Here is a 16016-nt window from a genome sequence, read left to right as displayed (position 1 = left end):
GCGATGGGGGAGCCGGCCTCGGCCGTCGAGTCGGTGTTCCGCGAGGAACACGGCCGGCTCCTCGCCGCGCTCGTCCATCGCTTCGGCGACCTCGACCTCGCCGAGGAGGTCGCATCGGAGGCACTCGAGGCGGCGCTCGTGCACTGGCCGGTCGACGGTGTGCCCGAGCGTCCGGGCGCTTGGCTGCTCACCACGGCCAGGCGCCGAGCGCTGGATCGGGTGCGCCGCGACCGCGTGTATGCGACGCGACTGGCGGAACTCGCCGTCGACACCGAACGTCGCGCGTCGTACGAACCGCCCGATGCCGGAGAACTGACGGACGACCGCCTCGAACTGTTCTTCACGTGCGCCCACCCCGCCCTCGCGGCGGACGACCGCGTCGCGCTGATCCTGCGCTGCCTCGGTGGTCTCACGACGAACGAGGTCGCGCGGGCCTTCCTCGTCCCGTCGCCGACGATGGCCCAGCGGATCGTGCGGGCCAAGAAGAAGATCCGCGGTGCCCGCATCCCGTTCCGGGTACCCGGACCGGACGAGCTGCCGGAGCGCCTGCCGGTGGTGCTCGCGGCGCTGTACTCGATCTTCACCGAGGGCTATGCCGCGAGCAGCGGTGAACATCTGCAACGCCTCGCCCTCGCAGAGGAGGCGGTCCGCCTCACCCGCATCCTGCACCGTCTGATGCCGACGGAACGGGAGGTGAGCGGGTTGCTCGCGCTGATGCTGCTCGTCCATGCCCGCCGGGACGCACGCACCGACCCGACCGGCGCCGTCATGCTGCTCGACGTGCAGGACCGCGCCCGATGGGACCGCGCGATGATCGAGGAGGGCAGCGCATTGGTGGTCGCCGCACTCACCGGACGACCACCCGGCCCGTACGGGGTGCAGGCCGCGATAGCCGCGTTGCACGACGAGGCGAGCGACGTCGACAGCACCGACTGGCCGCAAATCGTCGCCCTCTACGACGTACTGACCGCCCTGAGCCCGTCACCGATCGTCGCACTGAACCGCGCCGTGGCGGTCGCGATGCGCGACGGGCCCGCGGCCGGACTCGAACTCCTCGACGGACTCGCCGACGAGCCGAGTATCCGCGACTACGGACCGTACGTGGTGGCACGAGCCGAGTTGCTGGCTCGGGTCGGCCGGAAAGGTGAAGCGGCCGAAGCGTATCGGCGGGCGCTCGAGCTCGCCGGTACCGAACCCGAGCGGCGCCACCTCAGGGCGAGGTCGGCGGAGCTGTCGCGTTCACGGGAGTTGTGACCGACCCCGGTGCGCCGAGACCTCCGATGGGGGCGGAGCGGCGCGGTCCGGCGGTTCGTATGGCCGGATACCTCGAGGTCGTAGCGCTTCGGCGTGTACCACTCCGGATCGACCCAGTGCGGATTCCGTAGCCGGGTCGCCAGACCGTCCTCCCGGAGCTCGACGCTCTCGTGGATCTTCAGTCCTTCGGGCGATCGTGCCCCGCCGAGGATCTCACGAGTTCCTCGCCCGATGAGCCACCAGATGCGGCTCATCCGGGTCGGCGTCGCCGTCGCGCTCGTCTGTTCCGGCAGTCCTCGAATCCACCGCCGACGTCGGAGTGGACGCCCGCGAACCAGACCTCCTCGATCCGGTCGTTGGCGACCTCGTCCACCTTGTACGGCCTGCGGTACTCGTCGATGGAGATTTCCGGTGGTGCTCGTCGGGCGGATCACTGCAGCGAAAGGCGCCGGTCAGCGGTATTCGTCGACCAGGTCGAGGTAGTCGTCCCACAACGGCGGGCGGGTGCCGGCCAGTGCTGCGTCGAGGCGGTCGAGGTAGTACTGCCACCCCGGCCCGATCTCTCCGGCCTCCGAGCGCGGGACGTGCCGGTGTGTGAACTCGAGGGTGGTGACCTTCCCGACCTGACGCAGCACCACCTCGAGCTGCCACCCGTCCACGTCGACGGCGAATCCCTCGGGGGGAGAACACCGGAGGATGTCGACGTAGGTGGTGGCCGAATCGTGGTCGTCCGTCATGGTCAGGAGCACACGGCCCGTAGCGGGGTCGCCGATGTACGTGCCGTACCAACGGCCCAGCTTCTCCGAATCGGTGAGTGCCGCCCAGACCTCACCGATCGGGAGCAGGAAGTTGCGGTGGTAGATCAACCGCACCAGCGACGAGTCGCTCGGGCAATCGCGCTCCGGGCTCACTTCGCCTGTGATCGTCCTCGGCGTGCTCATCACGGCTCCTCTCGATGGGCGCTCGCCTTATCGAAATTGTCCTGCATCCGGCTGCCGGTGCGGTCCGTTTCACCGCGATGGGTCCTCCCGCTGTGTAGTGCGCTGCTCGAATCCGTTCACAGGATCGTCCCGATCCGGCACGGCGGGGTGAACCGTCGGTACAGGGACGAGATCCTCGAACTCGGATGGCGGCAGTCGTGGAGGTCGTTGTCCGGCACTTCGGTCCTCACGGATACCGGTTCACCGACGACGGGAGCCTCCGCGATCCTCACCAGCCAGTGGCGAAAGCCGCCACCGGCACCGCCACGCTGGTCACGAGCATGCACCCCAACGTGACAGTGTGCAGACGGCGGCGGGAACGAGCCTCGGTGCCGCCGAGATGTGTCTCCGCTGTGGCGCGGAGGGGACGACCTATCGTGGCGGATCAGCGCCTCCCAGGGCCACTGCCGCTCCGGGTCGGTCGGTACGCGACGTTCGAGCGGTGCGCACGCGAGCGTCCGGCCGTCCGCGTCGGTGATGTGCAATCGCGAAGGCGTCGCATTGCGCAGTCCGGAAGGTTCCGTGTCCGAGGCCGGCGCAAGAACGCCGGCGCGCCGCTCGTCGCCGGGACGATCAGCAGGAGCATCGTCCCGGCCTCGGAGTGTCTCCAGGACGGACGCGAACCGGTTGCTCTCCCTCTTCTTCTGCAACATGATTCCCACCCCGTCGCACCGATCGGCCGTGTTCGAATCCTGCACGCCCCGTGCGCGGACGGCACGGGTAGCGAGCTACCCGATTTCCGTGGATCGCTCCACCGGTCCGTGCGACCCGCCGGACGATCCGGACGACATTCCGCAATCGTTCCACGACATCTCGTACGCTGCACCACGGCAACGACGAGGGGGCGACGTGGACGACACGCAGCACGGGTACTGGAACAGGCGGCGTTTTCTCGCCGGGACGGCCGCGACGATGGCGGCGTTGATCGGCACCGCAGGGGTGCTCGCGAGCGAAGCCGACGCGAGTCCGCTGAACGAGACGCCGCCCGTACGCGACACGATCAACGGGGTGCTCGCGTTCGTCGCACCCGGCAACGACCCGTACTCGCACCAACAGGGCGTGTGGACCGACCGGCCCGGAGGCGTCACCGCCGGCACCGCGGAATCCCTCGAGCGAACCCTGGACCAGGCCTCGCCGATGCCGCTGCTCGGACCCGAGGCGGGCAACCTGCCCGGCGCCGCGGCGATCGCGGTGCTGCTCAACACTTTCGGTGTCACCGCCGACCCGCGTTCGGTGAGTGGTCCGTTCGCAGCGCCGTTCGCGAACCTGAGTCATGCCGCGAAGGCGCAGGTCTTCGAATGGCTCGACACCGACCCGCGTTTCGAAGGTCTGGTGCTGAAATTCGTGGTCAACGCGATTCCCACGCTGGCGGCCTTCGCGGCGTTCTCGGAGGTCTCCGCGTACAACCGTACTCGGCGCGAGCTCACGGGGCGGCCGGTCGGCTGGGAGTTGAGCCGCTATGCAGGGCCGAGTGACGGGTGGGACGAGTTCCTGGGCTACTACGGCGAAATCGACGAGGTGGAGGGATAGATGACCGACGTCATCGTCATCGGCGCCGGGGGTGGCGGACCCGTCGTGGCCAAGGAACTCGCGGCGCGCGGGCTCGACGTGCTCGTTCTCGAAGCAGGTCCCCGCTTCGCCGACCCGGAGAACGAGTGGACCCATTTCGAGGACGACCTCAACAATCCGATCACCGGGCTGTTCCGCCACGGACCGGGAGACCGCTCGGGCACGCCGTGGCTCCGAGATCTGCCTCAGAATTCGTTCGTGTGGCAGGTATCCGGCGTCGGTGGCACCACGCTCCACTTCTTCGGCAACTCGCCGCGGGCGGCACCCGGCGTATTCTCCGGATACGACGGCGCCGACCGCGACATGTACGACACGGCGCACCTGTTCCCCTTCGGATACGACGAACTGCGTCCCTACTACGAGTGGGTGGAGGCCACGCTGCCGGTGCAGACTGCCCCGATGGGCGCCAAGGAGCAGTTGTTCCTGCGGGGAGCAGCGGCCATGGGTCTGCCACACCAGACCTCGCTCGATACCACCGTGGCCGCCCACCGCGCACAGCAGAACGCGATCCTCCAACCCGGTGGTACCGCCGGCCGCACCCGCGACCGTGCGCGTCTGCACCATCCCGAAGCGCGGGGCTGCACGATGTGCGGGCACTGCTATCAGGGCTGCTATCTGCCGCTGGGGGCGCCGCGGAATCTCAAGGCCAGACGCTCCACCGACAATTCGTACGTGCCGATGATGCTCACCGCGGACGCGTGGTCCCCCCAGGGGCGTGCCGTCACCCTGATCGCCGATGCAGTGGTCTTCGAGATCCTCGTCGAGGAGGTGAACGGGGAGACCGTGGCGCGCGGAGTGCGGTTCACGACGGGAGAGGACGAGCACGAAGCGACCGCCCCGGTGGTGGTGCTGGCGGCCGGGTGCATCGAGAGCCCACGATTGTGGCTGAACTCGGCGCTGCCGAATCCGAACGGCTGGGTCGGCCGCGGCCTCACCGACCACCACATGGACGCGGTCTTCGGCGTCTTCGACGAGTACACCGGGCAGACGCGCGGCCCGGGTTCCAACGCGCGCGTCGATCTGCCCGGCTACGGCGGGATCGAGCAGGTCGGCCTGCCCCCGGCATTGATCGCGTACGCGCTGAACTTCAGCGACTCCGGCATCCACGGGTACGGACGTGCCGGAGGCGTCGTCGATTCCGCGGGGGCCGACAGCGTGGGGAGGCTCGTCGGACGCGACCTGCTCGATACGATGGCCGACGCCGACCGGGTCCTCGCGGCGCTCGTCATCTCGGACGACGACGTCGAACCGGACAACCGCGTGACGCTTTCGCCGATCCTGTACCCGGACGAAGCAGGTCTGGCGCCGCGGGTGACCGTGCAGCATCGTCGGCGCTCGGCGCGTACCCGCCGCAATCGTGACCACGCGACCCGCAAGGCCGTCGAGTTGATGAGAGCGGCGGGCGCGAAGAGGGTGCATCGCTGCGACTGGCCACCGCTGATCCTGCACTCGCAGTCGAGCATGCGGATGGGAGTGAGCGACCGGGATTCGGTGCTCGACGCCGACGCGGAGGCCCGGTGGGTGAAGAGACTGTTCGTCGCCGACAACTCGGCGCTCGCCAACAGTCTCGGAGGTCCGAACCCGACGTTGACGACGCAGGCGATCGCCACCCGCACGGCCGAGAAGATCTTCGCGAAGTACTTCGACGGTGACCCCTGGGTGGCACGGGAGAACCCGGTGTCGTCGATCGACGACCGCGTCACCGCCGCGGTGATCGAACGGGGTATCTGACCGCTCGATCCCGGATCGGACCGGCCGATTTCGTCCCGAGTGGAACCGTCGGGCGTCCCGGCGCGTCGAACGAGACAGAGGGCCGTGACGACAACGGTCCACGACGGGAGGAGCTCACCGGCATGGACCCACGAACGGTGCGATGTGTCCCGGGCCGATCACCGTTGCGCGCACTGCGCTCGACGGCAGGTCCGCGATCGATGAATCGGATGCGGTGTGTGCGAACCGGTGTCGACGACGGCGACACCGCCGGTACTTCGGAGGGGCGCCGTGTGGAGACGGACGACGCCGACGATCCCGACTTCGACGGCGCGGGCGCATGACGGCCGGATCGCCGATCACGGCGTCGGACTCCCGACGCTCCGCCCGGTCACTGCGCCGGGAGTTGCTCTGCGGCAGCCGGATCGAGGAACCACACGGTGCGTTCGGTGCCGTGGGCGCCTGCGGACGGGAAGTCCTCCGGTGCGGCACCGCCCACGGCCGCCGCGACGGCCTCCGCCTTGGCGGCACCGGTGACCAGCAACCAGACCTGCCGCGCCCGCTGCACGGCGGGCAGCGTCAGCGTCACCCGGGCCGGCGGCGGCTTCGGGGAGTCGTCGACACCCACCACGAAACGCTCCGACTCGCGCACCGCGTCGGTGTGGGGGAACAGCGAATTGATGTGTCCCTCACCGCCCATGCCGAGCAGGTGCACGTCGAAGACCGGCACGGTGCCGTCGGGGGAGTGCGCCGCGAGGAGTTCGGCGTACCGCTGGGCCGAGTCCTCCGGTGTGCTGCACCCGTCCTCGCCGAGCGCCGGCATGGTGTGGATGCGTGCCGGGTCGATCGGCACGTGGTCGAGCAGAGCCTCACGGGCCTGCACCTCGTTGCGATCCGGATCGCCGGGCGGCAGGAAACGCTCGTCGCCGAAGTAGACGTTCACCGCCGACCAGTCGATGGCGCCCTGGTCGCGACGCACGTGCTCGAGCATCGCGATACCGGTACCGCCGCCGGTGAGCACGACGTGGGCCTGCACCCGCTCGCGCTGCGCGGCGACGACGGCATCGACGAAGGCGGACGCCGCGGCGCGGGCGACCTCGTCGGCGTCGGCGAAACGCCGGATCTCGGACGGAGTGCGGGCCGTGTCAGACATAATCCACCTTCGGCAGGGCCGACAACGCGGCTTCGTAGACTTCGTCGGGATCGAGGCGACGCAGTTCCTCGGCGAGGCATTCGGCCGAGTTCCGGCGCGCCAGGCTGATCAGCGAATCGGGCTTGTGGGTGCGTTCGAGGGTCGCCACGCGACCTTCCTGCGGGCGTTCCAGGGCGATCGTCTGCGACGCCGTGCGCAGTTCCACCCTCAGCTCGCCGACGGATCGCTCGACGGGGCAGTCGAGACGGCTCGCGAGCCACCCCGCGATCAGATCGACGGCCGGTTCGGTCCGCAGCCCCGACACGCGTGCCGAGAGCACTGGCTCGTAGGGCGGCTGATCGAGTGCCGAGACCAGCAGCGCCCGCCAGTAGGTGATGCGGGCCCAGGCCAGATCCGTGTCGCCCGGCCGGTAACCGGACAGGCGGGTCGCGAGATCGGCACGCGGGTCGTCGGAGTTGGTCACGTCGGTGATGCGGCGGACGGCGAGACGACCCACCGGGTCCTCGGCCGGGACCGCGGGGGCCTGGTTGGGCCACCACGCGACGACGGGGGTGTCCGGAAGGAGGAAAGGCACCACGACCGATTCCTGATGTTCACCGAGTTCGCCGTGCAGGGCGAGGATCAATGCCTCGGAGGCACCCGCTTCACCGGCGACCCGGATCTCCGCGTCGAGCCGCGACGGACCGTCCTGTCGTCCGCGACCGACGACGATGACGCGGCAGGGATGTTCCTTCGACGCCTCGGTGGCGGCCGTGATCGCGGCGTCGAGGCCTCGCGCGTCGCCGGCGCACACGATAAACGTGAGAACACGGCCCTGCGTGACCATTCCACTCGACCGTCGCAGCTCCACCAGCTTGCGACTGATGGCATTCGCGGAGGTGTTGCGCAACTGGAGCCTCACGGACGCCTCCATTCCCGGCCGGTACGCCGCAGCATCTCGTCGGCCGATTGCGGACCCCAGGTGCCGGACTCATAGGGTTCCGGTCGCCCGTTCGCCGCCCAGTGCTCGAGCACCGGATCGAGGATCTTCCAGGACAATTCGACTTCCTCGTCCACCGGGAACAGTGACGGGACGCCGAGGAGCACGTCGAGGATCAGGCGCTCGTAGGCCTCGGGGGAGGAGACCGTGAATGCCTGGCCGTAACTGAAGTCCATGTTCACGTCCCGGACCTCCATCTCGGAGCCGGGCACCTTCGACCCGAAGCGCATCGTGATGCCCTCGTCGGGCTGCACGCGGATCACCAACGCGTTCTGACCGAGCTCCTCGGTCATGGTCTTGTCGAACGGCAGGTGCGGGGCCCGCTTGAAGACCACCGCGATCTCGGTGACGCGGCGGCCGAGGCGCTTGCCGGTGCGCAGGTAGAAGGGCACACCCGCCCAGCGGCGGGTGTCGACCTCGAGGGTGATGGCCGCGTACGTCTCGGTGGTCGAATCCGCCGCGAAACCCTTCTCCTCGAGCAGTCCGACGACCTTCTCGCCGCCCTGCCAGCCGGATGCGTACTGGCCGCGCGCGGTGGTCTCGTCGAACGGCTCCGCCGGCCGGGTCGCCGACAGCACCTTGATCTTCTCCGCGTGCAGCTCCGACGCCGCGAAGCTCACCGGTTCCTCCATCGCGGTGAAGGCGAGCAGCTGCAGGAGATGGTTCTGGATGACGTCGCGGGCCGCGCCGATGCCGTCGTAGTAGCCGGCGCGACCACCGAGGCCGATGTCCTCGGCCATCGTGATCTGCACGTGGTCGACGTAGTGCGCGTTCCACACCGGCTCGAACATCTGGTTCGCGAAACGCAACGCGAGGATGTTCTGGACCGTCTCCTTGCCGAGATAGTGATCGATGCGGAAGACGGATTCCTCGGAGAACACCTCACCGACAACCGAATTGAGCTCGCGCGCACTCTCGAGGTCGTGCCCGAACGGCTTCTCGATCACGACGCGGCTCCACGAGCCGCCGCGTTCCGCGGCCAGACCCGAACGCGACAGCTGCCCGCACACCACGGGGAAGGCGTCCGGGGGAACCGACAGGTAGAACGCGTGGTTGCCACCCGTACCGCGTTCGCGGTCGAGCTTCTCGAGGGTCGTCGCGAGCTCCGCGAACGCCGCATCGTCGTCGAAGGTGCCCTGCACGAAGCGGATCCCCTCCGCGAGGCGCTGCCAGACCTCCTCGCGAAAGGGGGTACGCGAATGCTCACGCACCGCGTCGTGGACCACCTGACCGAAGTCCTCGTCGGCCCAATCCCTCCGGGCGAAACCGACGAGCGCGAATCCGGGCGGCAGGAGGCCGCGGTTGGCGAGATCGTAGACGGCGGGCATCAACTTGCGCCGGGCCAGATCGCCGGTCACGCCGAAGATCACCAGCGCGCACGGGCCGGCGATACGGGGCAGTCTGCGATCTCTGTTGTCCCGGAGCGGATTCACCCACTCCGCCGCACCGGATTCGGGCACGTTCAGCCCTCCGCGCCCGGCGCGTGAGCCGCGAGCTGTTCCGCCGTCGCCGCGAGCAGGTCCTTCCACGCCACGACGAACTTCTCCACACCCTCGTCCTCGAGCTTGCGGAAGACGTCGGGAAGATCCACACCGACCGATGCCAGCGCGTCGAAGACCTGCTGGGAGGAGGCGATGTTGCGGGTGACGGTGTCGCCCGTGACCTCACCGTGGTCGGCGACGGCCTCGAGGGTCTTCTCCGGCATCGTGTTCACGGTGTTCGGCGCGACCAACTCGGTGACGTAGAGGGTGTCGGGGTAATCGGGGTTCTTCACACCCGTCGACGCCCACAACGCACGCTGGGGAACGGCACCCGCCTCGGCGAGCTGCTCGAACCGCGTCCCGCCCTCGAACGCGCGCTGGTACGCGCCGTACGCGAGCCGCGCGTTGGCGAGACCGGCCTTGCCACGCAGAGCCAGCGCCCGGTCGGTGCCGATCTCCTCGAGGCGCGGGTCGATCTCGGTGTCGACACGCGAGACGAAGAACGACGCGACCGAGCGGATCTTCGACAGGTCGTGACCGGAGGCCTTCGCCGCGGTCAGGCCGTCGAGGTAGGCCTCGATGACCCGCTCGTAGCGCTCGACCGAGAAGATCAGCGTGACGTTGACGCTGACACCCTCACCGATCACCCGGGCGATGGCCGGCAGACCCGCCATCGTCGCCGGGATCTTGATGAACAGGTTCGGGCGGTCGACGATGCGCCACAGCTCGAGGGCCTGCTGGACGGTCTCGCCCGTCTTGTGCGCCAGACGCGGGTCGACCTCGATCGACACCCGTCCGTCGAGGCCGTCCGTGGCCTCGAACACCGGCGCGAGGACGTCGCAGGCCGCGCGCACGTCGTCGGTGGTGACGGTGCGGATCGCCTCGGTGGCGTCGGCACCGGCGGCGGCGAGATCGCGGATCTGCGCGTCGTAGGCATGGCCCTTCGACAGGGCGGCTTGGAAGATCGACGGGTTGGTCGTCACACCCACGACACTGCGGGTCGCGACGAGCTCGGCGAGCTTGCCGGAGTCGATGAGGTCGCGGGACAGGTCGTCCAGCCACACCGAGACACCCTGGGCGGACAGTTCGGCCAGCGCAGCGTTCTGCGTGGAGGTCTGCTGGGTCATCGGATCATCCCTTCACTCGGGTCAGCGAGCGACGCGCGGCGTCGACGACGGCCTCGGCAGTGATGCCGAACTCGCGGTACAGGGTCTTGTAATCGGCTGAGGCGCCGTAGTGCTCGAGCGAGACCGGCTCACCGGCGTCGCCGATGAGGCGGTACCACGGCATCGCGAGACCGGCCTCGACGGACACGCGGGCGCGCACCGACGGGGGCAGCACCTCGTCGCGGTAGGCCTGGTCCTGCTCGAGGAACCGGTCGAGCACCGGCACGGAGACGACGCGGGTGGGCACACCGTCGGCCTCGAGGGTCTCGCGGGCGGCAACGGCGAGCTGGACCTCGGAACCGGTCGCGAGGATCACGACCTCCGGGGTGCCCGACGAGGCCTCGGCCAGGATGTAGGCACCGCGGGCGACACCCTCGGCGGCCTTCTCCCGCGTGCCCTCGAGCACCGGCACGTTCTGACGGGTCAGCGCCAGAGCGGTCGGGCCGGTGCGGTTCTCCAGCGCGGCCTTCCACGCGAACGACGTCTCGTTGGCGTCGGCCGGGCGGATCACGGCGAGATTCGGGATCGCGCGCAGCGCCGCGAGGTGCTCGATCGGCTGGTGCGTCGGGCCGTCCTCACCGAGACCGATCGAATCGTGCGTCCACACGTAGATCGCCGGGGTCTGCATGAGGGCCGCGAGACGCACCGCGGGCCGCATGTAGTCGGAGAAGACGAGGAAGGTGCCGCCGTAGGGGCGGGTCGGGCCGTGCAGGGCGATGCCGTTGAGGATCGATCCCATCGCGTGTTCGCGGACGCCGAAGTGCAGGGTGCGTCCGTAGGGCTGCGCGTTCCAGTCCTTCGTGGAGATCGACTCGGGACCGAAGGAGTCGGAACCGGGAATCGTCGTGTTGTTGCTGCCGGCGAGGTCGGCGGAACCGCCCCACAGCTCGGGCAGTACCGGTCCGAGCGCGGCGAGGGCCTTGCCGGACGCCGAGCGGGTCGCGGGACCGCTCTCGGTGGGCTCGTAGGTCGGCAGTGCGTCGACCCAGCCCTCCGGGAACTCACCGGCGTGCAGGCGGTCGAACAGTTCCTTGCGCTGCGGCTCGCGGGCGGCCCACGCGTCGAAGTCGGCCTGCCATGCGGCGCGTGCCTCGGTGCCGCGCGTCACGACCTGCCGGGCGTGCTCGATCACGGCCGGGTCGACGTCGAAGTTCTTCTCGGGGTCGAAGCCGAGGATCTTCTTGATCTCGGCGACCTCGTCGACGCCGAGCGCGGCACCGTGCGCGTCGCCGCTGTTCATCTTCGTCGGCGCCGGGTAGCCGATGATCGTGCGGACGGAGATGAAGGACGGACGGTCGGTGACCGCCTTCGCGGTCTCGACGGCCTCGAGCAGGGCGGTGACGTTCTCGCCGCCCTCGACGGTCTGCACGTGCCAGCCGTATGCCTCGTAGCGCTTGGAGACGTCCTCACCGAGAGCGATCGCGGTGTCGTGCTCGATGGAGATCTTGTTGTCGTCGTAGAAGACGATCAGGTTGCCGAGCTGCTGGACACCGGCGAGCGAGGACGCCTCGGAGGTCACGCCCTCCTCGATGTCGCCGTCGGACGCGATCACATAGACGTAGTGGTCGAACGGGCTCGAGCCGGCGGGCGCCTCGGGATCGAACAGACCGCGCTCGCGGCGGGCGGCCATCGCCATGCCCACGGCGGAGGCCAGACCCTGACCCAGTGGGCCGGTGGTCATCTCGACGCCGGCGGTGTGGCCGTACTCGGGGTGGCCCGGGGTGAGCGAACCCCACGTGCGCAGCGCTTCGAGGTCGGCGAGCTCGAGTCCGTAGCCGGACAGGTACAGCTGGGTGTACAGCGTCAGGCTCGAATGTCCGCACGAGAGCACGAAGCGGTCGCGGCCGACCCACTCGGGGTCGGTCGGATCGTGGCGCATCACACGCTGGAAAAGGGTGTACGCGAGGGGAGCGAGGCTCATCGCGGTACCGGGATGCCCGTTTCCGACCTTCTGCACGGCGTCGGCGGCGAGCACGCGCGCGGTGTCGACGGCCTTGGTGTCCAGGTCGGTCCAGTCGGCAGGATGCGCAGGCTGGGTGAGGGTGCGGATCTCGTCTGTGATCGACACGAGCTTGAAGTCTCCTGACATGGGTGTACGGGGTCCCGGCGGGTGGAAGTCGGCCCGCGCGCTACTTCAGACTAATGCGCTGCTCCGAACGGGTCGATTCGGTCCGGGCAACGGTCCGGTCTACCATCGTTCGTAGTAGAGGAGCGTCCGGAACCGGGCGACCGTGAACGGGCGAAACGAAGGTGCGGATCCGCGTGGGACAAGGAGACAGTGTGCGGGCAGGGCGACGGCCGGGAGGACACGGCTTCGGCGCCCCCGAAGCGCCGAGCGCCCCGCGCCCCGACACCGCGTGGGGCCGGATCTCCGGCACCGTCCTCGCCTACATAGCGTTGACCAAGCCGCGGGTGATCGAACTCCTGCTGGTCGCGACCATTCCCGCGATGCTGTTCGCCGACCGCGGCAACGTCGACATCGTGCTCATCCTGAGCACCCTGTTCGGCGGCTGGATGGGTGCGGCGAGCGCCAACTCGCTCAACTGCGTCGTCGACGCCGACATCGACAAGGTGATGAAACGCACGGCGTTGCGTCCGCTCGCCCGGCAGACGGTGCCGACACGCAACGCCCTCGTCTTCGGCATGCTGCTCGGCATCGCGTCCTTCGCGTGGTTGTGGTGGCGCGCCAACCTGTTGGCCGGACTGCTGGTCGTGGCGACGATCGCGTTCTACGTGCTCGTGTACACGATGGTGCTCAAACGCCGGACCTGGCAGAACGTGGTCTGGGGCGGGGCTGCCGGATGTATGCCCGTGATGGTCGGCTGGGCCGCCGTGACGGGTTCGCTGAGCTGGGAACCCATCGTGTTGTTCCTGGTCATCTTCTTCTGGACGCCGCCGCACACCTGGGCGCTCGCGATGCGTTACAAGGAGGACTACAAGGCAGCCGGCGTGCCGATGTTGCCGGTCATCGCCACCGAGCAGCACGTCACGAAGCAGATCGTGCTCTACACCTGGGCGACCGTGATCGCGACGCTGGTGATCGTCCCGGCCGCCGGTGTGATCTACGCGGCCGTCGCGCTGCTCGCGGGCGCCTGGTTCCTGATCGTCGCGCACCAGCTGTTCAACAGTGTGCGCGGCGGGGCGTCGGTCAAGCCGCTCAAGCTGTTCCTCCAGTCCAACAACTACCTCGCGGTGGTGTGCCTGGGCCTGGCGATCGACTCCGTGCTCGCACTGCCGACGATCGGCTCGTACTTCTGATCCACGCTTCACGACGAACGCCCCGGCCGAGCGGCCGGGGCGTTCGTCGTGCCGGGTCCGGAGATCACGGGATCAGGACGATCGATCCGGTGGTCCGGCGTCCTTCGAGATCGGCGTGGGCGCGGGCGGCCTCGGCGAGGGGATAGCTCGCTCCCACGCGGAGCTTCAGCGACCCGTCGGCGAGCGCCGCGAGCACGTCGCCCGCCCGCCACAGCAGCTCCTCGCGGTCTCGGGTGTAGTGCACGAGGGTCGGCCGCGTGACGAACAGCGAACCCGCCGGGTTCAGCCGCTGCAGGTCGAAGGGCGGGACGGGTCCGCTCGCGGCACCGAACAGCGCGACCGTGCCGCGCACGCGGACGGACGCGAGCGACGCCTCGAAGGTCGCGGCACCGACACCGTCGTAGGCTGCGGCCACCCCCTCGCCGTCGGTGAGCTCGCGCACCTTCTCGGCGAGGTCGTCGCCGTAGCGCAGCACGTCCGCGGCGCCGGCCTCCCGCGACAGGGCCTCCTTCTCGTCGGAGGACACGGTGGTGATCACCCGCACGCCCTTCGCGACGGCGAGTTGCGTCAGGATCAGCCCCACACCACCGGCACCTGCGTGGACGAGCACCGTCTCGCCGGGCTGTGCCGGGTGGACGGAGTTCAGCAGGTAGTGCGCGGTCATGCCCTGCAGGAGGACCGAGGCGGCCTGCTCGGCCGGCACCGAGTCCGGGACCGGCACGGCGACCTGCTCGCGGACGCGGACCAGTTCGGCGTACGAGCCGGGTGCCTCGCACCACGACACTCGGTCGCCTACCGCCGTGTCCCGCACACCCTCGCCGAGGGCGACGACCGTGCCCGTGCCCTCCGAGCCCGGGATGTACGGCAGCTCCGTGCCGTAGAGGCCGGTGCGGAAGTAGGTGTCGATGAAGTTGACGCCGATCGCGTCGGTGCGAACCAGCAGCTCACCCGGTCCGGGCGAGGGGTCGGGTCGTTCGACGGGGACGAGGACGTCGGGGCCTCCGTGCTGTGCCACTTCGATTGCGTGCATAGCGCTCACAGTATTCTGCAGACATGAGCGTCGAAACACAGGTCGTGGCCGCACCGGCCGACATCGTCTCGTCCATCCGCAGCTTCGTCGCCGAGCACGGAGGTTCCGGGAAGGCCGTGCTGCAGCCGATCGGTCTGTCCGGCGTCCGGATCACCGTGGTCGCCGCCGACGGCACCCTCGGCGACCGCGTCGCGAAGGACCTCCCGACGGCGCGCGCCATCGTCGAGGAGATCCCCGACGTCACCGTCTCCGAGTGGGACCGCGAGGTCACCAGCATCGCCAACCCGCAGAAGGGTCACTGGGCGAAGATGGCCGGTTGGGTGGCACGTCAGACGAAGTTCCCCAAGGCCCGCAACGAGCGCTGACCGCCCGACATCCGTACGACGACACGCGGCCCCTTCCCGGAAGTCCGGGGAGGGGCCGCGTCGTCGAACGGTCAGGCCGGAACGGGCTCGCGATCCGGTGCGGTCGTGCGCGTCCGTCCGGCCGCCCAGACCGCGGCGGTCGCCGCCGTGCACAGTCCGGCGCCGGCGACGTGGAAGACGACCAGCACGGCAGGCACGTCCGTCCAGAACTGGACGAGGCCGATGCCGGCCTGTGCGACCACCAGGGCCAGGACGACCTTCAGACGCAGCGTGACGGCTCGGGGTGCATGGACCGCGTAGACGGCGAAGGTGAGGCCGATCAGCAGCGCGAGATAGCCGATGAGCGCTTCGGCGTGCAGGTGGACGAGATTGGTGATGTCGAGCGCGAGGCGCGGGACGGGTCTGTCGACGCTCTTGTCTCCGGCGTGCGGGCCGGCGCCGGTGACCATCGTGCCGAGCACGAGGACCACGGCGAGCGCGACACCCGACAAGGCGGTGAGCCGGCGCAGCGGCTGGGGCAATACCTGCACCACCGTGCCGTCGTCCGGCTCGCTCACCTTCGCGTAGAGCACTGTCGCCAGCCACACCATGAGCATCGATGCGAGCAGGTGGATCGCGACCGTCCACCAGGCGAGACCGGCCAGGACGGTGATGCCGCCGATGATCGCCTGCAGCACGGTGCCTGCCGGCATCAACCACGCCCAGGCGATGACCTCCTTGCGGCGCCGCGCACGGGTGACGGCCAGGACGATCGCGGCTGCGACGGCCACGACCACGAAGGTCAGCAGCCGGTTGCCGAACTCGACCACCTGGTGCAGGGTGTTCACCCCGCTCGACACACCCACCGGCACCAGCGACCCGGGGAAGCACTGCGGCCAGGTCGGGCAACCCAGTCCGGAGGCAGTGACGCGGACGACCGAGCCGGTCACTGCGATGCCGCCCTGGGTGAGAATCGTGAGGAACGCGATGATCTTCTGCGTCCGCAGCGACGGCAGGGGGAGACGGTCGACAAGGCTCAGGTAGCCGCGATACAACACGGTTCGATGGTACGGCGTGAACCACTACACGCTG

The 16016-nt window shown here is 69.3% G+C and carries 14 protein-coding genes; 5 read left to right on the top strand and 9 right to left on the bottom strand.

The window, feature by feature from the left end; all coding sequences use genetic code 11:
• Positions 1 to 3 precede the first annotated feature (3 nt).
• Entirely contained in the window at positions 4 to 1254 is a 1251-nt protein-coding gene (locus M3330_RS01160; protein ID WP_039587148.1) for an RNA polymerase sigma factor, read from the top strand.
• 250 nt (positions 1255 to 1504) lie between these two features.
• Here M3330_RS01160 and M3330_RS24450 read toward each other — a convergent pair whose 3' ends face one another.
• Positions 1505 to 1627: a DUF2235 domain-containing protein gene (locus M3330_RS24450; protein ID WP_197483191.1), complete on the bottom strand. Its 123-nt coding sequence runs from the start codon at positions 1625 to 1627 to the stop codon at positions 1505 to 1507.
• Between the two features lie 79 nt (positions 1628 to 1706).
• Positions 1707 to 2195, bottom strand: coding sequence for an SRPBCC domain-containing protein (locus M3330_RS01155; RefSeq protein WP_019289288.1), 489 nt, complete (start codon positions 2193 to 2195; stop codon positions 1707 to 1709).
• Positions 2196 to 3083: 888 nt separating this feature from the next.
• On the opposite strand from M3330_RS01155, the gene M3330_RS01150 reads away from it, so the two are divergent.
• Together M3330_RS01150 and M3330_RS01145 are read left to right on the top strand one after the other, a co-directional pair.
• Complete coding sequence (locus tag M3330_RS01150) at positions 3084 to 3764, top strand: twin-arginine translocation signal domain-containing protein (protein WP_230826300.1); 681 nt, start codon at positions 3084 to 3086, stop codon at positions 3762 to 3764.
• Complete coding sequence (locus M3330_RS01145) at positions 3765 to 5534, top strand: GMC family oxidoreductase N-terminal domain-containing protein (RefSeq protein ID WP_033096622.1); 1770 nt, start codon at positions 3765 to 3767, stop codon at positions 5532 to 5534.
• A gap of 370 nt (positions 5535 to 5904) precedes the next feature.
• Here M3330_RS01145 and pgl read toward each other — a convergent pair whose 3' ends face one another.
• The 5 genes from pgl to tkt are packed head-to-tail and all read right to left on the bottom strand — an operon-like array spanning position 5905 to position 12360.
• Positions 5905 to 6666, bottom strand: a complete 762-nt coding sequence (gene pgl / locus M3330_RS01140) for a 6-phosphogluconolactonase (protein ID WP_247848945.1) — start codon at positions 6664 to 6666, stop codon at positions 5905 to 5907.
• The gene (gene opcA / locus M3330_RS01135; RefSeq protein WP_024100808.1) at positions 6659 to 7567 is read right to left on the bottom strand and encodes a glucose-6-phosphate dehydrogenase assembly protein OpcA; all 909 of its coding nucleotides are present in this window, start codon (positions 7565 to 7567) and stop codon (positions 6659 to 6661) included. Before opcA ends, pgl begins: the two co-directional genes overlap by 8 nt.
• Positions 7564 to 9105 (bottom strand): glucose-6-phosphate dehydrogenase, encoded by a 1542-nt coding sequence (gene zwf, locus M3330_RS01130; protein WP_006551489.1) that lies wholly within the window; start codon positions 9103 to 9105, stop codon positions 7564 to 7566. The genes opcA and zwf overlap by 4 nt, the downstream gene beginning before the upstream one ends.
• A gap of 2 nt (positions 9106 to 9107) precedes the next feature.
• Complete coding sequence (gene tal, locus M3330_RS01125) at positions 9108 to 10253, bottom strand: transaldolase (protein WP_255026727.1); 1146 nt, start codon at positions 10251 to 10253, stop codon at positions 9108 to 9110.
• A 4-nt stretch (positions 10254 to 10257) separates the two neighbouring features.
• Positions 10258 to 12360: a transketolase gene (gene tkt, locus M3330_RS01120; RefSeq protein ID WP_039587395.1), complete on the bottom strand. Its 2103-nt coding sequence runs from the start codon at positions 12358 to 12360 to the stop codon at positions 10258 to 10260.
• A gap of 212 nt (positions 12361 to 12572) precedes the next feature.
• On the opposite strand from tkt, the gene M3330_RS01115 reads away from it, so the two are divergent.
• Positions 12573 to 13550: a heme o synthase gene (locus M3330_RS01115; RefSeq protein WP_006551492.1), complete on the top strand. Its 978-nt coding sequence runs from the start codon at positions 12573 to 12575 to the stop codon at positions 13548 to 13550.
• A 64-nt stretch (positions 13551 to 13614) separates the two neighbouring features.
• Here the strand turns inward: M3330_RS01115 and M3330_RS01110 are convergent, their stop codons facing one another.
• A complete protein-coding gene (locus M3330_RS01110) occupies positions 13615 to 14580 on the bottom strand; it encodes a quinone oxidoreductase (RefSeq protein ID WP_219130325.1) in 966 nt (321 codons plus the stop codon).
• A 23-nt stretch (positions 14581 to 14603) separates the two neighbouring features.
• On the opposite strand from M3330_RS01110, the gene M3330_RS01105 reads away from it, so the two are divergent.
• The gene (locus M3330_RS01105; protein ID WP_006551494.1) at positions 14604 to 14945 is read left to right on the top strand and encodes a hypothetical protein; all 342 of its coding nucleotides are present in this window, start codon (positions 14604 to 14606) and stop codon (positions 14943 to 14945) included.
• A gap of 71 nt (positions 14946 to 15016) precedes the next feature.
• On the opposite strand, the gene M3330_RS01100 is transcribed toward M3330_RS01105, so the two are convergent.
• Positions 15017 to 15982: a heme A synthase gene (locus tag M3330_RS01100; RefSeq protein WP_024100811.1), complete on the bottom strand. Its 966-nt coding sequence runs from the start codon at positions 15980 to 15982 to the stop codon at positions 15017 to 15019.
• Between the last annotated feature and the right edge of the window lie 34 nt (positions 15983 to 16016).

This window comes from Rhodococcus sp. GA1 (genome assembly GCF_024321955.1).
GTDB lineage: Bacteria > Actinomycetota > Actinomycetes > Mycobacteriales > Mycobacteriaceae > Rhodococcus > Rhodococcus pyridinivorans.
This window is presented reverse-complemented; position numbering and strand designations above follow the sequence as displayed.

Coding starts and splice junctions, on each gene's coding strand:
- pgl (WP_247848945.1), bottom strand. CDS start 6,666: ATGTCTGACACGGCCCGCACTCCGTCCGAGATCCGGCGTTTCGCCGAC.
- M3330_RS01105 (WP_006551494.1), top strand. CDS start 14,604: ATGAGCGTCGAAACACAGGTCGTGGCCGCACCGGCCGACATCGTCTCG.
- tal (WP_255026727.1), bottom strand. CDS start 10,253: ATGACCCAGCAGACCTCCACGCAGAACGCTGCGCTGGCCGAACTGTCC.
- M3330_RS01155 (WP_019289288.1), bottom strand. CDS start 2,195: ATGAGCACGCCGAGGACGATCACAGGCGAAGTGAGCCCGGAGCGCGAT.
- M3330_RS01145 (WP_033096622.1), top strand. CDS start 3,765: ATGACCGACGTCATCGTCATCGGCGCCGGGGGTGGCGGACCCGTCGTG.
- M3330_RS01160 (WP_039587148.1), top strand. CDS start 4: ATGGGGGAGCCGGCCTCGGCCGTCGAGTCGGTGTTCCGCGAGGAACAC.
- M3330_RS01110 (WP_219130325.1), bottom strand. CDS start 14,580: ATGCACGCAATCGAAGTGGCACAGCACGGAGGCCCCGACGTCCTCGTC.